The sequence below is a fragment of the Micromonospora sp. L32 genome (genome assembly GCF_052068055.1).
GTDB classification, from domain to species: domain Bacteria; phylum Actinomycetota; class Actinomycetes; order Mycobacteriales; family Micromonosporaceae; genus Micromonospora; species Micromonospora purpureochromogenes.
Window position 1 is genome coordinate 783652 of the sequence record NZ_JBQHDD010000001.1, and the last position, 17338, is coordinate 800989.

The following is a 17338-nucleotide window of genomic DNA, read 5'->3' on the forward strand; positions in this document are numbered from 1 at the left end:
GTGGGGGTGCAGGGGTACCGGCTGGTGCGCCGGCCTGCCGGACCGGGCCCGGGGGCGGAGCGGTCCGCCGCGACGGTTCGGGGGGACCGGCCAGCCGGCGGAGCGATTCAGGGACACGGCCGGGCGGGCGCGGGCGTCGAGGGGGAGCCGCGGTCCGAGGGGTCGGCGGTCGATGGCGCGCAGCCCGGTGCCCGGCTGACCGACCCGCTCCAGGCGGAGATCGTCGGCCACACCGACGGGCCGATGCTGGTCATCGGCGGCCCGGGCACCGGTAAGACCAGCACCCTGGTCGAGGCGGTCGCCGCCCGAGTGGCCGAGGGGGTCGACCCCGAGCGGATCCTGGTGCTCACCTTCGCTCGGCGGCAGGCCACCGACCTGCGCCACCGGATCGAGGCGCGGATCGCCGGCGCCGGCCAGCTCCCGGAGGACGGGCGGGCGGCCAGCAGCACCGCGGCCCGGCCCGCCCGGGTGGTCCGCGAGCCGCTGGTGCGCACCTTCCCCGCGTACGCCTTCGGGCTGCTCCGCCGCGCCGCCGCCGAGCGGGGCGAGCCGTCGCCCCGGCTGCTCACCGGTCCCGAGCAGGATCTGATCATCCGCGAGCTGCTCGACGTGGTGGGCGAGGAGCCCGGCGACGACCCGGTCGGCTGGCCGGAGGACCTGCGCCCCGCGCTGCGTACCCGGGCCTTCGCCGGCCAGCTGCGCGATCTGCTGATGCGGGCCGCCGAGCGCGGCGTCGGGCCGGTCGAGCTGGCCCGGCTCGGCGAGAAGCTCGGCCGCGCCGACTGGCCGGCCGCCGCCCGCTTCCTCCGCGAGTACGTCGCCGTGCTCGCCCTGCGCGACGTCGCCAACCGTGGCTCGATCGCGTACGACCCGGCGGAGCTGGTCCGCGCCGCCACCGGGATGCTGCTGGACGACCCCGAGCTGCTGGCGGCCGAGCGGCGCCGGCTGGCCCACGTCTACGTCGACGAGCTGGCCGACACCGACCCCGCCCAGCAGGAGTTGCTCGCCGTCATCGCCGGCGGCGGCAAGCCCCTGGTCGCCTTCGCCGACCCGGACTCCTCCACGTACGCCTTCCGGGGTGCCGACCCGGCCGTGGTGCACACCTTCCCGCACCGGTTCCGGACGGCCTCCGGCGCGCCGGCCGCGCAGGTGGTGCTGACCACGTCGTACCGGGCCGGGGCGGGGCTGCTGGCCGCCACCGGGCGGCTGGCCCGGCGGCTGCGCGGCCCGGCCGCGCACCGGGCCCTGCACCCGCTGCCCGACGCGCCGCCCGGCACGGTGCAGGTGCGCACGTTCCGCTCCGGCACCAGCGAGTCGGCCTGGCTCGCGCACGCGCTGCGGTCGGCGCACCTGCTCGACGGGGTGCCCTGGTCGCGGATGGCGGTGCTGGTCCGCTCGACCAACCTGCACCTGCCCTCGCTGCGCCGCGCCCTGCACACCGCCGGGGTGCCGACCGTGGTGCACGGCGAGGACCTGCCGCTGCACCTGCAACCCGCGGTGGCGCCGCTGCTGCTCCTGCTGCGCTGCGCGCTGGAACCGGACCGGCTGGACGAGGAGACCGCCGTCGCCCTGCTCCACTCGCCGCTGGGCGGCGCCGACCCGCTCGCCGAGCGACGGCTGCGCCAGGGGCTGCGGGCGCTCGCGCTGGCCGCCGGGGACCGCCGCCCCTCCGGCGAGCTGATCGTCGAGGCGCTGCGCGACCCGGCGGAGCTGGCCGCGATCGACCGGCGCTGGGTCGAGCCGGCCCGGACGGTGGCCGAGCTGCTGGCCACCGCGCGGACGGCGGCGGCCACCCCCGGTGCCACCGCCGAGGACGTGCTCTGGGCGGTGTGGCGGGCCAGCGGCCTCGCCGAGCGCTGGGCCGGGGCGATCAACCGGGGTCGGGCCGCCACCGGCGAGCACGAGACCGCCCAGCGCTGGCGGGCCGAGGCCGCCGACCGCGACCTCGACGCGGTGATGGTGCTCTTCGACGCCGCCGCCCGCTTCACCGACCGGCTGCCCGGCGCGCGTACCGAGGTCTTCCTCGACCACGTCCTCGGCCAGGACCTGCCGGCCGACACCCTGGCCGCCAGCGCGGACCGGGGCGAGGCCGTCCGGCTGCTCACCGCCCACGCGGCCAAGGGACTGGAGTGGGACCTGGTCGCCGTCGCCGGGGTCCAGGAGGGGATCTGGCCCGACCTGCGGCTGCGCGGCAGCCTGCTCGGCTCCGAGCGGCTGGTCGACGTGCTCGCCGGCCGGGCCGACGGCGCCGGCACCCGGGCCAGCATGGTCGGCCAGACCTCGGCCCTGCTCGACGAGGAACGTCGGCTCTTCCACGTCGCGGTGACCCGGGCCCGGCGCCGGCTGCTGGTCACCGCGGTCGCCTCGGCGGCGGTCGGCGGCGACGACCACGAGGAGCAGCCGAGCCGTTTTCTGCACGAGCTGGGCACCACCGAGCCACCCGCGACCGGGTCGGGCGGCCCCGCGCCGACCGACCCGGTGCCCGGCCCGAAGCCGACCGGCCCGGTGCCCGGTTCGAAGCCGACCGACTTGACGTCGACCGGATCGAAGGCGACCGGCCGGACGCCGGATCGACCGGGAGACGGCGCGACAGCGACCGCCCCGGTGGCGGACCGGCCGGGCGACCGTGCCGCGGTGACGAGTCCAGTCGCCGACCGGCCGGGCGACGGTGCCGCAGCGACCGCCCCGGACGGGCCCAGCGACCGTGCCGCGGTCACTGGCCGGGTCGCCCCCGACCGGCCGGGCGACGGCGCCGCCCTGACCGCCTCGGCGGCAGCGGCCCAGCCCGGCGCTACCGTGTCGTCGGCGGTGGACGACGACGAGCCCCATCAACCCGGCGAGCTGCCGCTCGGGCGTCCGCCCCGGGCGCTCACCCTGTCCGCGCTGGTCGCGGAGCTGCGTACCGCGGTCACCGAGCCGGCGGCGCCACCCGCCCGGCGGCGCGCGGCGGCGGCCGAGCTGGCCCGCCTGGCCGCCGCCGGCATCCCCGGCGCCCACCCGGACGACTGGTGGGGCCTGCGCGGCCTCTCCGACGACCGGCCGCTGGTCGACGAGGGCGAGCCGGTCCGGGTCACCCCGTCGGCGATGGAGAGCGCGCTGCGGTGCAGCCTGCGCTGGCTGCTGGAACGGCACGGCGGCAGCGGCCCGGCCAGCGCCGCGCAGGGGGTCGGCAACCTGGTGCACGCCGCCGCGATGCTCGCCGAGGACGCCAGCGCCGACCGCACCGCCCTGCTGGAGTACGTCGCCGCCCGGTTCGACGCCATCGAGCTGGCCGCCCGGTGGATGGTCGGCCCGGAACGCTCCCGCGCCGAGGCCATGGTGGACAAGCTGCTGCGCTGGCTCGCCGGCAACCCGCGCCGGCTGCTCGCCATCGAGCACGAGTTCGCCGTCCGCCTCGACGACCCGACCCGCCCGGTCGAGCTGACCGGCCGGGTCGACCGGCTGGAGGTCGACGCCGACGGCCGGCTCGTGGTGATCGACCTGAAGACCGGCAAGTCGACGGCGGTCACCGAGCGGGAGGTGGCCGAGCACCCGCAGCTCGGGGCGTACCAGGCGGCGGTGGAGGCGGGGGCGTTCGCCGAGTTCGGAGAGGAGTCCGGCGGTGCCGCGCTGGTGCAGCTCGGCACGGGGGCGAAGGACGCAAAGGAGCAGGCCCAGGCCGCCGCCGGGGAGGGTCCGGAGGCCGGCTGGGCCACCGCCCTGGTCCGGCGCACCGCCGATACGATGGCCGCCGCCACCTTCGCCGCGGTCGCCAACTCGAAGTGCCGGGTCTGCCCGGTGCGCACCAGCTGCCCGGTCTCGGGGCAGGGGCGCCAGGTCGTCGAGCCCCCGGCGACCCGCACCCCGGAGGAGCCGTGACCCAGCCGACCCTGTTCAGCACCGCCGCCCCGGCGCCCCGGGCCGCCGACGCCGGGCCCCGCTACACCCCGGTCGAGCTGGCGAAGCTGCTCCGGCTGCCGGCTCCGACCCGGGAGCAGGCGGCGATCATCGCCGCGCCGGTGGAACCGCTGCTGGTGGTGGCGGGCGCCGGATCGGGCAAGACCGAGACGATGGCCGCCCGGGTGGTGTGGCTGGTCGCCAACTCGTACGTCCGGCCGGAGCAGATCCTCGGCCTCACCTTCACCCGCAAGGCGGCCGGTGAGCTGGCGCACCGCGTGCGTACCCGGCTCGACCAGCTGGTCCGGCGACTGGGCCGGCGCGGGCGCGACCCGCTGGACGACCCGCTCGCCGGCGAACCGACCGTCTCCACCTACCACTCGTACGCCGGCCGGATCGTCACCGAGCACGGGCTGCGCGCCGGGTACGAGCCGACCACCCGGCTGCTCACCGAGGCGTCCCGCTGGCAGCTGGTCGACCTGCTGGTGCGCAACTACGACGGCGACATGTCCGAGGTCGACCGGATGCCCAGCACCATCACCGACGCGGTGCTGGCGCTGGCCGGGGAGCTGGACGAGCACCTGGTCGACCCGGACGAGCTGGCCGCCTGGACCGGCCGCTTCTTCGCCGACGTGCAGTCCCGCCCCGGCCGGGTCTACGCCGACGTGCGCAGGGCGTTGCAGCTCCAGCAGACCCGGCTCAAGCTGCTGCCGCTGGTGCGGGCGTACGCGCGGCGCAAGGACGACTTCGAGGCGATGGACTTCGCCGACCAGCTCGCCCGGGCCGCGCGGGTGGCCCGCGACCACCCGGCGGTGGGCGCGGTCGAGCGGGACCGCTTCCGGGTGGTGCTGCTCGACGAGTACCAGGACACCAGCCACGCCCAGGTGGTGCTGCTCAACGCGCTGTTCGGCGGCGGCCACCCGGTCACCGCGGTCGGCGACCCGTGCCAGTCCATCTACGGCTGGCGCGGGGCCAGCGCCGGCACCCTGGAGCGGTTCCCGACGGAGTTCACCCGCGCCGACGGCACCCCGGCCGAGGTGCTGAGCCTCACCACGAGCTGGCGCAACCGACCGGAGATCCTCGGCGTGGCCAACGCGCTCTCCCTGCCGCTGCGCGCCGCCGGCGCCCGGGTGCCCGAGCTGCGCGCGGCGCTGAGCGTCCGGGACCCGATCCCGCACCGCAGCCCGGGCGGCCACGCCGCCGGCACCGTGCACTGCGCGTTGCTGGAGACGTACGCCGACGAGGCCGACTGGATCGCCGACAGCGTGCTCGCCGCCTGGCGGGGCGCCGCCCGGTTGCCCGGGGCGCTGCCCGAGCACATCCCGGTGCCGCAGCGCCCCACCACCGCCGTGCTGGTCCGGCTGCGCAGCCAGATCCCGGCGATCGAGGCGGCGCTGCGGGCTCGCGGCCTGCCGGTCGAGGTGGTCGGCCTGGGTGGCCTGCTGGACACTCCCGAGGTCCGCGACGTGGTCTGCACCCTGCGGGTGCTCGCCGACCCGACCGACGGGGCGGCGCTGCTGCGGCTGCTCACCGGCGCGCGCTGGCGGATCGGGCCGCGTGACCTGGTGGCGCTGCACCGGCGCGCCCGGGCGATCGCGCGGGCGCGGCACCGGCTCACCGGCGACGACGGGCCGGAGATCGCGGTGGACGTGCTGGACGAGGCGACGCTGGTCGAGGCGCTGGCCGACCTCGGGCCGGCGCAGGCGTACTCGGCCGAGGGCTACGCGCGGTTGCGCGCGTACGGGATGGAACTGGCGCTGCTGCGCTACCGGCTGGACCAGACCCTGCCGGAGCTGATCGCCGACATCGAGCGGACCATCGGCCTGGACGTGGAGGTGGCGGTCCGGGCCGGCCGGGACGGCGCCGGCGACGCCGGGCTGGCCCGGGGCCACCTGGACGCCCTGGGCGACGTGGCAGCCCGGTTCAGCGGCGAGACCCCGGGGGCCACCCTCGCCGGGTTTTTGGCCTACCTGGCCGCCGCCGAGGACGAGGAGCGCGGCCTGGCCCCCGGCGAGGTGGAGGTGGTCGAGGGCGCCGTGCAGGTGCTCACCGCGCACGCCGCCAAGGGGCTGGAATGGGACGTGGTGGCGGTCGCCGGGCTGACCCGGGGAGGCTGGCCGGGGCCGGTGCGCAACTCGGACCACTGGCTGGGCGGGCTCGGCGTGCTGCCGTTCCCGCTGCGCGGCGACGCCGACGGGCTGCCCGAGCTGGGCCTGGCCGGGGCGGAGGACCAGCGCGGGGTGGCCCGGGCCGTGGAGGACTTCACCGACGCCTGGCGGGCGCACGACGAGCGGGAGGAGCGCCGGCTGGCGTACGTGGCGGTGACCCGGCCGCGTCGGCTGCTGCTCTGCTCCGGCTACTGGTGGGGGGAGGGGACCAAACGCTTCCGGGGTCCATCGGTCTTCCTCCGCGAGGTGCACGACGCCTGCCTCGACGGCGCGACCGGGCACCTGGTCGACGCCTGGGCGCCCGAGCCGGCCGGGGACGCGGTCAACCCGACCACCGAGATGGTGCTGCGGGCGGAGTGGCCGGCGGACCCGCTGGGCGCCCGCCGGCCGGCGCTGGCCGAGGCCGCCGCGCTGGTCCGCCGGTTCCTCGCCGACCCCGCCGCGGCCCGCCGCGATTCGGCCCCGGCCGAGGGCCGGTCCGAGTCGGCCTCGGGCGAGGATCAGGCCGAGCCGGCCCCGGGCGAGGTGCGGCCGACCGAGGTGGACGATCCGGAGGTGGTGCGCTGGCGGCGGGAGGCCGACCTGCTCCTCGCCGAGCGGGCCGAGCTGCTCCGGCAGGCCGAAGCCGTGGAGGTGGCGCTGCCCGGGCACCTGTCGGTGACCCAGCTGGTGGCGCTGCGCCGCGACCCGGAGGCGCTGGCCCGGACGCTGCGCCGGCCGATGCCGACCGAGCCCAACCCGTACGCGCGGCGGGGCACCGCCTTCCACACCTGGCTGGAGCAGCGCTTCGGCGCCGACCGGCTGCTCGACGTGGACGAGCTGCCCGGCGCGGCCGACGCGGACGCCGCGCCGGACGAGGCGCTGGCCGAGTTGCAGGAGCGCTTCCTGGCCAGCGAGTGGGCCGAGCGGGTGCCGGTGGAGGTGGAGGTGCCGTTCGCCACAGTGCTCGCCGGGGTGGTGGTCCGGGGCCGGATGGACGCCGTCTTCACCCGCCCCGGTGGCCGCTACGACGTGGTCGACTGGAAGACCGGCCGCCGGCCCACCGGCCGGGAAGCCGAGGTGGCGGCGGTGCAGCTGGCCGTCTACCGGCTGGCCTGGGCCGAGCTGGCCGGGGTGCCGGTCGACCGGGTCGGCGCGGCCTTCCACTACGTCCGGGAGGGCGTGACGGTGCGGCCGACGGACCTGCTCGACGGCGACGGGCTCACCGCGTTGATCTCCGGCGTACCGGAATTTCGGCCCGGGGGTGGCGCGCCGGGCAATCCGTGATAGGTTCGTCCCGTTGCAGTTTTGGTTTCCAGAGACTCTGTGTGCGCCTGGCGGATTGTGGCCCCAGGCGCTCTTTGTTGTGTCCGGAGTTCTCCGGGCGGGGCGACCAGAAGCGACAAGCGATTCGCGCATTCCCGCGCGGAGCGCTCCTCTTCGAGTCCGCAACAGGTGCGGGTTCGACGTTCCGTCAAGGAGACAGAACACATGGCTATTGGCACCGTCAAGTGGTTCAACGCTGACAAGGGCTTCGGCTTCATCACCCCGGACGGCGGCGGCGCTGACGTCTTCGCCCACTTCTCGGCGATCCAGTCCTCCGGCTACCGGAGCCTGGACGAGAACCAGCGGGTCGAGTTCGAGGTGACCCAGGGCCAGAAGGGCCCGCAGGCGGAGAACATCCGCCCGCTCTGATCCTCGGATCAACCCGTAACACCCTGATCTTCGGATCGACCCGTAACACCTCCGCGCCCTCCGGGCGCGGTGACGGGACCGGTCCGCCGCGCCGCCCCCCGCTCCGGCGGGAGTGGCGTGCTGCGGCGGACCGGCCTGTACCCCTTCGGTTCGTGCTTGTGAGTCGCGGCGGATCCGCTCCGCCGGCGACAGCGCCGATTCACCGGCGCCCTCCCTCGACACGTGCCGCGTCGAGGAAGGCATTTCCGCATGACCATGACCATTCCCACCTTCGCCGCGACCGGCCTGGCGCCGGCGCTGCTCACCGAGCTGACGGCGCAGGGCATCACCGAGCCGTTCCCGATCCAGACGGCCACCCTGCCGGACTCGCTCGCCGGCCGCGACGTGCTCGGGCGCGGCCGTACCGGCTCGGGCAAGACGCTCGCCTTCGGGCTCCCGCTGCTGTCGCGTACCGCCGGCCGTCGGGCCCGCCCCGGTCGCCCGCTGGCGCTGGTGCTGGTGCCGACCCGTGAGCTGGCCCAGCAGGTCACCACCGCGCTCGCCCCGTACGCCCGCGCCGTCGGGCTGCGCTGCGCCACCGTGGTCGGCGGCCTGTCGTTGCAGCGGCAGGCGGACGCCCTGCGCTCCGGCGCCGAGGTGGTGGTGGCCACCCCCGGCCGGCTGCACGACCTGATCAACCGGGGCGACGCCCGCCTCGACCAGGTCGCCATCACGGTGCTGGACGAGGCCGACCAGATGGCCGACATGGGCTTCCTGCCGCAGGTCACCAAGCTGCTGGAGCAGGTCGCCCCGGACGGCCAGCGGATGCTCTTCTCCGCCACCCTGGACGGCGGCGTGGACAAGCTGGTCCGCCGGTTCCTGACCAACCCGGTCTCGCACTCGGTCGACCCGGGCACCGCCACGGTGACCGCGATGACGCACCACGTGCTGCACGTCGACGCGGCCGACAAGCCGGCCGCGCTCACCCAGATCGCCGCCCGTGAGGGCCGCACCATCATGTTCATGGCCACCAAGCACCGCGCCGACCGGATGGCCCGCCAGCTGCTGGCCAAGGGGGTACGCGCCGCCGCCCTGCACGGCGGCAAGTCCCAGCCGCAGCGCACCCGGATCCTGGAGCAGTTCCGCACCGGCCAGGTGACCGCCCTGGTCGCCACCGACGTGGCGGCCCGCGGCATCCACGTGGACGGGCTGGACATGGTGGTCAACGTGGACCCGCCGACCGAGGCGAAGGACTACCTGCACCGGGGCGGTCGTACCGCCCGGGCGGGGGAGTCCGGCACCGTGGTCACACTGGTCCTGCCCGAGCAGCGCCGGGACGTCTCCCGGCTGATGAGCGTGGCCGGGATCAAGCCGCAGTCGACCCAGGTACGCCTCAACGACGGGTCGCTGGCCCGGGTGACCGGTGCCCGGGAGCCGTCCGGCCTGCCGGTGACCATCGCCGTCCCGCAGCCGGCACCGGCAGCGCGTACGGCCAACGGTGGCGGGGACGGCGCGCGCTCCGCGCACCGCACCTCGGGCCGCTCCCGGCGCCCGCGCCGCCCGCGTACCGCCTGACCTTGTCCGGCCCGCAGCGGCCGCGCACCGCCCGACGGCGGTCGCGCGGCCGCTGTTTCGGTTTCCGGCACGTCCCGTCCGGCCCGGAGTCGCGGCATCGCTGGAAATCGTCGACGTGGCGGGGCCGGACGGCCACGCTGGGTGAACGTTCGGCCGGCTGAGTCGGCAAACAGGCGAGGTTGGGTCCGATCGGCGACTGTCCCGAGGCCCCTGCCTGATCGAAGCTTGTACCCGGGGGGAAGATCCGGCCGGGGGGCGGCCGGGCACGGGAGGGGTGACCATGGCGGGCGACGCCGATTCGGGGGCGGTGCGCGAGCTGCTGGTGGTGTTCGCGGTGGCGGGCGCGGGGCTGGTGCTCGCCATGGTCGCGGCGTTCGCGCCCTGGCACCCGAGGCCGGGGCGCGCCGCCCCGGCCGGGCTGGTGGAACTGCGCAGCCCGGCCGGCTCGGCCGGCCCGGCGGTGGAGTTGACCTCCGGCTAGCCGGGGGATGGTCCCGGGGCCGCGGCCGGCGAGGGGCCGGTGCGCGGGGGACCGACCTCCGGCTGGCCGGGGGCGGTCGCGGGACAGCGGCCGGCGAGGGGCCGGTACGCGGGGGTGGCCGGTCGGGCTCCGGGGGGAGGACCGACCGGCCGTCACCCGATGGTGGAACGCTCGCGACGGACCAGCAGGTCGGCCAGCGTGGTCCGGTCGACCACCACGGCGATCGCGCCGTGCACCGCGAGCCAGACGTCGCGCAGCCCCGTCGCCACCCCGTGGTAGCCGGCGTCCTCCGCCGGCAGGCCGCGCACCGTGGTCAGCGAGCCGCCGACGGCGCGCAGCACGTCCCCGACGCTGATCTCCCCGGCGGGCCGGGTCAGCGCGTACCCGCCCTCGGTGCCCCGGTGGCTGTGCAGCAGCCCGGCCCGGCGCAGGTCCAGCAGGATGCCCTGGAGGAAGCTGAGCGGGATGCCCTGACTCTCCGCCAGGGCCGCCGCCTTCACCAGCTCGCCACCGGCCCCGCCGGGCGCTGTCGGCCCGCCGGCCGGCACCGACCCGCCGGCCGGCCCGGCCCGGGAGCCGGTAGGCGTACCCGACCCGCCCGCCGGAACGGGGGCCGTCGGCGACTCCGAGCCCACCGGACCGCCGTCGCCGCCGGTCGAGGCGGCGGCGACGGCGAGCATCGCCCGGAGCGCGTAGTCGCTGCGCGCGGAGACGTACACGTCACTGACCGGCCTGGTCCAGCACGCCCCAGCGGCGCCGGATCGCCTTGTCCGCCGCGCCGAAGGCCGCGTCGACGAGCAGGCCGACGACCAGGATCACGATCATCGTGGCGAGCAGCCAGGGCGAGTCCGCCAGCTCCCGGGCGTAGGTGAGCTGCGCGCCGAGCGAGGTCTGCGAGATGCCGACCACCAGCAGCTCACCGGCCATCAGGCTGCGCCAGGAGAAGGCCCAACCCTGCTTCAGGCCGGCCACGATCGCCGGCAGCGCGGCCGGTGCGATGACGTACCGGTAGAGGTTGAGTCCCCGGGCGCCGAGGTTGCGGCCGGCGCGCAGCAGCAGTGGCGGCACGTAGTCGACGCCGCTGATCACCCCGTTGGCGATGGACGGGGCGGCCCCGAGCACCACCACGAAGAAGATCGCCTTCTCGCTCAGCTCGAAGAGCAGGATCGCCAGTGGGAACCAGGCGATGGACGGCATGGTCTGCAGGGCGGTGATCATCGAGCCGATGGCCGCCCGGAGCACCCGGGACCGGGCCACCGCGAGGCCGACCAGCAGGCCCACCGCGACCGAGAAGACGTACCCGACGGCGGCCCGGCGCAGCGTGATCGCGATGCCCTCCCACAGCTGGGCGCCGCTCGCCTGCCGGATCAGCTCCTCGCCCACCACCACCGGTCCCGGCAGCGACCACGGTGGCTTCCAGCCGCTCCAGACCACCACCTGCCAGATGGCGATGGCCAGGGCCAGCGCGGCGAGTTTCGGCCAGGTGGCCGCCCAGAGCCGGGCGCCCCGGGAGACCTCCTTGTCCCGACCGGCGATCTCCAGCGCGTCCAGCCCGGAGATCTCCGCGTCGGTACGCGGCGCCCCGGTGAGGGTGTCACCGGCCATGACGGCCCACCTCCGTACGAAGTCGGTCGGTGACCTCGGCCGCGATCGCGGCGACCTCGGGGGAGTCGATGCGCCGGGGTCGGGGCACGTCCACCTCGGTCGACCAGATGATCCGGCCGGGTCGGCTGCTGAGCAGGATGATCCGGTCGGCGAGCCGGGCCGCCTCGCGGACGTTGTGGGTCACGAAGAGCACCGACAGCTGTCGCTCGGACCAGATCCGTTCCAACTCGTCGTGCAGGATGTCCCGGGTCATCGCGTCCAGCGCGCCGAACGGCTCGTCCATCAGCAGGACCGGGGTGTCCAGGGCCAGGGTGCGGGCCAGCGCGACCCGCTGGCGCATCCCGCCGGAGAGCTCGTGCGGGCGCTTGCGGCCGAACTCGGCCAGGTGGACGGTGCGCAGCAGCTCCGCCACCCGCTCGCGCCGCTCGGCCCGGGGCAGCCCGCGCAGCTTCAGCGGCACCTCCACGTTGGCCTCGACGGTCAGCCACGGAAAGAGCGCCGGCTCCTGGAACATCAGCCCCGGGCTCGCGTCGCCGGCCAGCGCGATCCGCCCACCGCTGGTCCGGTCCAGGCCGGCCACCAGGTTCAGCAGGGTGCTCTTGCCGCAGCCGGAGGCCCCGACCAGGCAGACGAACTCCCCGGGCGCGACGTCGAGGCTCACCCCGTCGAGGGCGAGGACGGCGTTCGCCCCGCGCCCGTACACCTTCGTCACGCCGGAGAGCGCGACCGCGGTGGTCGCGCTTCCCGGCGCCGTCGTGGTCGACGTCATGGCTGGGCGACCTCGGTCTTGCCCTGCGTCTTGAGCACCTCGTTGAGGTACGTCAGGTCGTACAGCCCGTCGAGGCTGACCGGCTGGGTGAGTTCCACCGCGACCGCGTGGTCGAGCCCGGTCTTGAGCGAGGCCGCGATCGGGTCGTTGGTGAACTCCAACGTCGGCCAGGCCTGCTTGATCAGCTTGAGGTCGAGCGGCTTACCGGTGATCTTGCCGACGGCCGCGGAGATCGCCTGCTGGGACTCGTCCGGCTTGCTGTTGACGAACTCGTTCGCGGCGACCTGCCCCTCGACCAGCTTCTTCACCACGTCCGGGTGGGCCTTGAGGAACTTGGTGCTGACGATCAGGTTGGTGATGACGAACTTCCGGTCCGGCCAGAGGTCACGCTCATCGACGAGCACCTTGCCGCCGGCGTTGACCAGCCGGGAGACGAACGGCTCGGGCACCCACGCGCCGTCGATCGCGCCGCTGCCGAAGGTCTCCACCGTCTGGGCGTTCTCCTGGGGCACGATCGTGACGTCGCCGCCGCCCTCCTTGGTGGTCTTCAGGCCCTTCTCCTTGAGCCAGTAGCGCAGCGCCACGTCCTGGGTGTTGCCCAGCTGCGGGGTGGCGATCTTCTTGCCGCGCAGCTGCTCGACCGAGGTGATCTCCGGCTTGACCACCAGGGCCACGCCGCCGGAGGCGGCGCCGGAGATCACCCGGACCGCCTCGCCCTTGGACTTGGAGAAGGCGTTCACGGTCGGGTTCGGACCGATGTACGTCGCGTCGAGCGCGCCGGAGAAGACCGCCTCGATGGCGGCGGGGCCGGCGTTGAAGGTCTTGGTCTCCAGCTTGACGTCGGTGCCGAGCCTCTCGGTGAAGATGCCCTTCTCCACGCCGACCACGGCCGGGGCGTGGGTGATGTTGGGGAAGTAGCCCAGCCGCAGGGTGACCGGGCCGGAGCCGCCGGCCTCGCTGTCGTCGCCGCACGCCGCCGTGGTCCCCGCCGTCGCCACGCCCATGACGGCGAGGGTGGCGAGGGAGACCAACCGACGGAAGGGGAGCCGTCTCATCGTCCATCCAATCCGCAGTATTCCTACTTGATTGGTAGGAAGAGTGGGGCAGTGGCCGGCCGGCGTCAAGACCCATCCACGATCCGGGACGGCCTGCCGGGGGAATCTCGGCAATTCCCACCTGTTCGGTGGGGTTGGCGGCGTCGGTCGGTCGCCCGCCGAACCGCCGTCCGGCGGCGCACCACCCCCCGCGGCGGAGCACCCGCCGGTGCCGACCGCTTCTGCGCGGAGGTCGCCGGTGTTGGGGGTGCCAACGCGCTAGGGTCGATCTCGTGCCGACGCGCAGAGTCAGAATCCCCGCGACGAAATATCCGGTCGAGCGGTACACCCTCGACAACGGCCTGCGGGTGGTCCTCACCCCCGATCGCAGCGCCCCGGTCATCGGGGTCGCGGTCGTCTACGACGTCGGCATCCGGTCCGAGCCCGAGGGGCGTACCGGCTTCGCCCACCTCTTCGAGCACCTGATGTTCCAGGGCTCGGAGAACCTGGAGAAGCTGGCCCACTTCCGGCACGTCCAGGGCGCCGGCGGCACCTTCAACGGCTCCACCCACCTGGACTACACCGACTACTTCGAGACGCTGCCGAGCAACGCCCTGGAACGGGCGCTGTTCCTGGAGGCCGACCGGATGCGCGGCCCGCGGCTGACCGAGGAGAACCTGCGCAACCAGGTCGACGTGGTCAAGGAGGAGATCCGGGTCAACGTGCTGAACCGGCCGTACGGCGGTTTCCCGTGGCTGACCCTGCCGCCGGTCATGTTCGACACCTTCCCCAACGCGCACGACGGCTACGGCTCCTTCGTCGACCTGGAGTCGGCCACCGTCGCCGACGCCGCCGACTTCTTCCGCCGCTACTACGCCAGCGGCAACGCGGTGCTGGCGGTCAGCGGGGACATCGACGTCGCCGAGGCGATGACCCTGATCGAGCGGCACTTCTCCGACGTGCCGGCCCGACCCGCGCCGCGGCGGCCCGACTTCACCGAGCCGGACCTGACCGCCGAGCGGCGCAGCACGTACACCGACACGCTGGCGCCGCTGCCGGCGGTCGCCGGGGCGTGGCGGGTGCCCGACCCGATCGACGACTTCGGCGGTTACCTGCCCTACGTGGTGCTGGCCGAGGTGCTCACCGACGGCGACGCCTCCCGGCTGGTCGAGCGGCTGGTCCAGCGGGACCGGACGGTCACCGGCCTCGGCGGCTACCTCGGCTTCATGGGCGACCCGTTCGACGTGCGCGACCCGACCGCGCTGCTGCTCCAGGCGCACCTGCCACCCGGCGGCGACGTGGACAAGGTGCTGCGCACCATCGACGAGGAGATGGACCGGCTGGCCACCGACGGGCTGATCGAGGGCGAGCTGGCGCGTACCCAGGCCAGGATGGCCACCCACCTGCTGCGGGACACCGACGCGGTGCTCGGTCGGGCGCTGCGGATGGCGGTGCTGGAACAGCAGCGCGGCGAGCCGGGCCTGCTCAACGAGCTGCCCCGGCTGGTCGGCGAGGTCACCGAGGAGCAGGTCCGCGCCGCCGCCGCCACCCTGCGGCCGGAGCGCCGCGCCGCCGTCGAGGTCATTCCCGGAGGTGCCCGGTGAGCGCGAGGAGTGAGCCGGGGTTGCGAGCCCCGCAGTCGCGAACGGAAGACGCCCCGGTGAGCGCGAGGAGTGAGCCGGGGTTGCGAGCCCCGCAGTCGCGAACGAAGGAGACCCCGGTGAGCGCGAGGAGTGAGCCGGGGTTGCGAGCCCCGCAGTCGCGAACGAAGGTGACCCCGGTGAGCGCGAGGAGTGAGCCGGGGTTGCGAGCCCCGCAGTCGCGAACGAAGGTGGCCCGGTGACGACGACCGCCCCTGCCACGCCGCGCGCGCTGCCGCCGCTCGGCCCCACCCGCAAGCTCAAGGTGCCGAAGCAGGCCGAGCGGCGGCTCGCCAACGGGCTCACCGTGATCGCGGTACGCCGCCCCGCCGTGCCCCTGGTCGAGCTGCGGCTGTGGCTGCCGTTCGGCCGTACCCACCTGGCGCGCGGCGCGGTGCTCTCGCAGACCATCCTCTCCGGCACGCAGACCCACACCGCCACCCAGATCGCCGCCGAGTTGCAGAAGGTCGGCGGCGGGCTCTCGGCCGGCATCGACCCGGACCGGCTCATGCTCTCCGGGGCCGCCCTGGTCACCGGCCTGGGCCGGATGCTGGAGCTGGCGGCCGACGTGCTGACCGACGCGACGTACCCGGCCGACTGGGTCGGCACCGAGCGGGACCGGCTGATCGACCGGATCCAGGTGGCGCAGAGCCAGCCGGCGCACCTGGCCCGGACGGCCCTGCTCAAGCGGATCTACGGCAGCCACCCGTACGGGGTGCAGACCCCGGAGCCCGAGCAGGTCCGCGCGGTGAAGCCTCCGACGCTGCGCAAACTGCACGCCGAGCGGGTGCACCCGGCCGAGGCGGTGCTGGTGCTGGTCGGCGACGTGCGGCCGGAGCGGGCGCTGGACGCCGCCGAGCAGGCGCTGAGCGGCTGGCGCGGCGAGACCCGGGGGGTCGACCTGCCGCCGACCCCGCCGTTGGAGCCCGGTCCGCTGCTGCTGGTCGACCGGCCCGGCTCGGTGCAGTCCTCGCTGCGCATCGCGCTGCCCGCAGTGCCGCGCACCCACCCGGACCACGCCGCGCTGCAACTGGCCAACCTGGTCTTCGGCGGCTACTTCTCCTCCCGCTGGGTGGAGAACATCCGTGAGGACAAGGGCTACACGTACGGGCCGCACTCGTCGGTCGAGCACTCGGTCGCCGGCTCGGTGCTGGTCGCCGCCGCCGAGGTGGCCACCGAGGTGACCGGCCCGGCGTTGCTGGAGACGACGTACGAGCTGGGCCGGCTCGCCTCGCTGCCGCCGAAGCCGGACGAGCTGGAGCAGGCCCGCCAGTACGCCCTGGGCACCCTTCAGCTCGGCATGTCCACGCAGGCCGGTCTCGCCTCGCTGACCAGCGCGTACGCCGGCAACGGGCTGCGACTGGACTTTCTGGCCGAGCACGCCGCCCGGCTGGCCAAGGCGACCCCCGAGGATGTCGCGGAGGTCGCGGCCCGCTACCTCGCCCCGACGAAGGCGGTCACCGTGGTGCTGGGCGACGCCGACCGGATCGAGGGACAGTTGGCCGCGCTGACCCCGGTACGCCGGGAGTCGGCGTGAGCGGCGAGCCCGCCCCGCCGCTGGCCCGCACCACCCTGGACCGGGCCGCGCACCGGCGTACCGACCCGGACTGGCTGGCGCAGGCCTGGCGGCGGTCCCGGGTGCTGGTGCTCGACTCGTCGCGGGAGGGGATGACGCTGGTCCGTACCGATGCCAACCCGCCGGCGCTGGTGCTGCGCGAGCCGGGCGAACTGAACGGGATCGCCGACGCCGCGCCGCTCTTCCTCGGCCTGGAGCCGGACGGGGCGCCGGTCTTCGCGGTGGACGCGCCGCTGCCCGATCTGCCGGACACCCGGGCGGTGCACCTGCGGGACGTCGGGCACCTGCTCAGCGACCGGGACGCGGGCATCTTCACCACCGCGCTGGCGCTGGTCAACTGGCATCTCGGGCACGGCTGGTCGCCGCGGACGGGGCACCGGACGGAGATCGACGAGGGCGGCTGGTCCCGGGTGGACGCGCAGGGCCACCGGGCCTGGCCGCGCACCGACCCGGCGATGATCGTGCTGGTGCACGACGGGGTGGACGGTCCGGACGGGCGCTGCCTGCTCGGCAACAACGCGACCTGGCCACGCACGGCGGGGGAGCGCCGCTTCTCCTGCCTGGCCGGCTACGTCGAGCCGGGGGAGTCGGCCGAGGCGGCCGTGCTGCGCGAGGTGCACGAGGAGGTCGGGGTCGCGGTCGAGCGGATCGGGTACGCGGGCAGCCAGGCCTGGCCGTTCCCCGGCTCGCTGATGCTCGGCTTCCTGGCCGAGGCGGACCCGAAGGCGCCGGTCCTCCTCGACCCGACCGAGATCGCGTACGCCCGCTGGTTCACCCGGCGGGAGGTCGGCGCGGTGCTGGCCGGGCGGGCGGTGGACGCCGGCGACGGGGACCGGGTGATCCTGCCGCCGCCCTCCTCGATCGCCCTCTTCCTCATCCACCGCTGGCTGGACGGGCACTGCTGACCGGTTGACGGTCCGGGCACCGGGCCTGGACGCGGTCCCGGCCCGGGACCGTCGTT

The 17338-nt window shown here is 75.3% G+C and carries 12 protein-coding genes; 8 read left to right on the forward strand and 4 right to left on the reverse strand.

What is annotated here, in order from left to right; all coding sequences use genetic code 11:
- Positions 1–6: 6 nt before the first annotated feature.
- From ACTMTB_RS03865 to ACTMTB_RS03885, 5 genes are all read left to right on the forward strand, one after another.
- Positions 7–3858, forward strand: coding sequence for an ATP-dependent helicase (locus ACTMTB_RS03865; RefSeq protein ID WP_441142459.1), 3852 nt, complete (start codon positions 7–9; stop codon positions 3856–3858).
- Positions 3855–7310, forward strand: a complete 3456-nt coding sequence (locus tag ACTMTB_RS03870; protein WP_441142460.1) for an ATP-dependent helicase — start codon at positions 3855–3857, stop codon at positions 7308–7310. Before ACTMTB_RS03865 ends, ACTMTB_RS03870 begins: the two co-directional genes overlap by 4 nt.
- Positions 7311–7514: 204 nt before the next feature.
- Positions 7515–7718 carry a transcription antiterminator/RNA stability regulator CspE gene (cspE, locus tag ACTMTB_RS03875; RefSeq protein WP_007464836.1) on the forward strand — a complete coding sequence of 68 codons (204 nt, stop codon included), beginning with the start codon at positions 7515–7517 and terminating at the stop codon, positions 7716–7718.
- Positions 7719–7967: 249 nt separating this feature from the next.
- On the forward strand, positions 7968–9272 hold the full coding sequence (locus tag ACTMTB_RS03880) for a DEAD/DEAH box helicase (RefSeq protein ID WP_441142461.1): 1305 nt from the start codon (positions 7968–7970) through the stop codon (positions 9270–9272).
- A 280-nt stretch (positions 9273–9552) separates the two neighbouring features.
- Positions 9553–9753, forward strand: coding sequence for a hypothetical protein (locus ACTMTB_RS03885; RefSeq protein WP_154942138.1), 201 nt, complete (start codon positions 9553–9555; stop codon positions 9751–9753).
- A gap of 152 nt (positions 9754–9905) precedes the next feature.
- On the opposite strand, the gene ACTMTB_RS03890 is transcribed toward ACTMTB_RS03885, so the two are convergent.
- The 4 genes from ACTMTB_RS03890 to ACTMTB_RS03905 are packed head-to-tail and all read right to left on the reverse strand — an operon-like array spanning position 9906 to position 13182.
- The gene (locus ACTMTB_RS03890; RefSeq protein ID WP_441142462.1) at positions 9906–10472 is read right to left on the reverse strand and encodes an RrF2 family transcriptional regulator; all 567 of its coding nucleotides are present in this window, start codon (positions 10470–10472) and stop codon (positions 9906–9908) included.
- A gap of 1 nt (position 10473) precedes the next feature.
- Positions 10474–11358 (reverse strand): ABC transporter permease, encoded by an 885-nt coding sequence (locus ACTMTB_RS03895; protein ID WP_441142463.1) that lies wholly within the window; start codon positions 11356–11358, stop codon positions 10474–10476.
- The gene (locus ACTMTB_RS03900; protein WP_441142464.1) at positions 11348–12127 is read right to left on the reverse strand and encodes an ABC transporter ATP-binding protein; all 780 of its coding nucleotides are present in this window, start codon (positions 12125–12127) and stop codon (positions 11348–11350) included. The genes ACTMTB_RS03895 and ACTMTB_RS03900 overlap by 11 nt, the downstream gene beginning before the upstream one ends.
- Positions 12124–13182 carry an ABC transporter substrate-binding protein gene (locus tag ACTMTB_RS03905; RefSeq protein ID WP_441142465.1) on the reverse strand — a complete coding sequence of 353 codons (1059 nt, stop codon included), beginning with the start codon at positions 13180–13182 and terminating at the stop codon, positions 12124–12126. Before ACTMTB_RS03905 ends, ACTMTB_RS03900 begins: the two co-directional genes overlap by 4 nt.
- A 272-nt stretch (positions 13183–13454) precedes the next feature.
- Between ACTMTB_RS03905 and ACTMTB_RS03910 the strand changes: the two genes are divergently transcribed.
- The 3 genes from ACTMTB_RS03910 to nudC all read left to right on the forward strand — a co-directional run bounded on the left by ACTMTB_RS03910 (position 13455) and on the right by nudC (position 17282).
- Positions 13455–14765, forward strand: a complete 1311-nt coding sequence (locus tag ACTMTB_RS03910) for a M16 family metallopeptidase (RefSeq protein WP_441142466.1) — start codon at positions 13455–13457, stop codon at positions 14763–14765.
- 235 nt (positions 14766–15000) lie between these two features.
- Complete coding sequence (locus ACTMTB_RS03915) at positions 15001–16338, forward strand: M16 family metallopeptidase (RefSeq protein WP_441142467.1); 1338 nt, start codon at positions 15001–15003, stop codon at positions 16336–16338.
- The gene (gene nudC, locus ACTMTB_RS03920) at positions 16335–17282 is read left to right on the forward strand and encodes an NAD(+) diphosphatase (RefSeq protein ID WP_441142468.1); all 948 of its coding nucleotides are present in this window, start codon (positions 16335–16337) and stop codon (positions 17280–17282) included. Before ACTMTB_RS03915 ends, nudC begins: the two co-directional genes overlap by 4 nt.
- Positions 17283–17338: the final 56 nt, after the last annotated feature.

What these genes read in the sequence shown, in the direction of transcription:
- ACTMTB_RS03900 (WP_441142464.1), bottom strand. Translation starts at nt 12,127, where the DNA reads ATGACGTCGACCACGACGGCGCCGGGAAGCGCGACCACCGCGGTCGCG.
- cspE (WP_007464836.1), top strand. Translation starts at nt 7,515, where the DNA reads ATGGCTATTGGCACCGTCAAGTGGTTCAACGCTGACAAGGGCTTCGGC.
- ACTMTB_RS03880 (WP_441142461.1), top strand. Translation starts at nt 7,968, where the DNA reads ATGACCATGACCATTCCCACCTTCGCCGCGACCGGCCTGGCGCCGGCG.
- ACTMTB_RS03905 (WP_441142465.1), bottom strand. Translation starts at nt 13,182, where the DNA reads ATGAGACGGCTCCCCTTCCGTCGGTTGGTCTCCCTCGCCACCCTCGCC.
- ACTMTB_RS03895 (WP_441142463.1), bottom strand. Translation starts at nt 11,358, where the DNA reads ATGGCCGGTGACACCCTCACCGGGGCGCCGCGTACCGACGCGGAGATC.
- ACTMTB_RS03885 (WP_154942138.1), top strand. Translation starts at nt 9,553, where the DNA reads ATGGCGGGCGACGCCGATTCGGGGGCGGTGCGCGAGCTGCTGGTGGTG.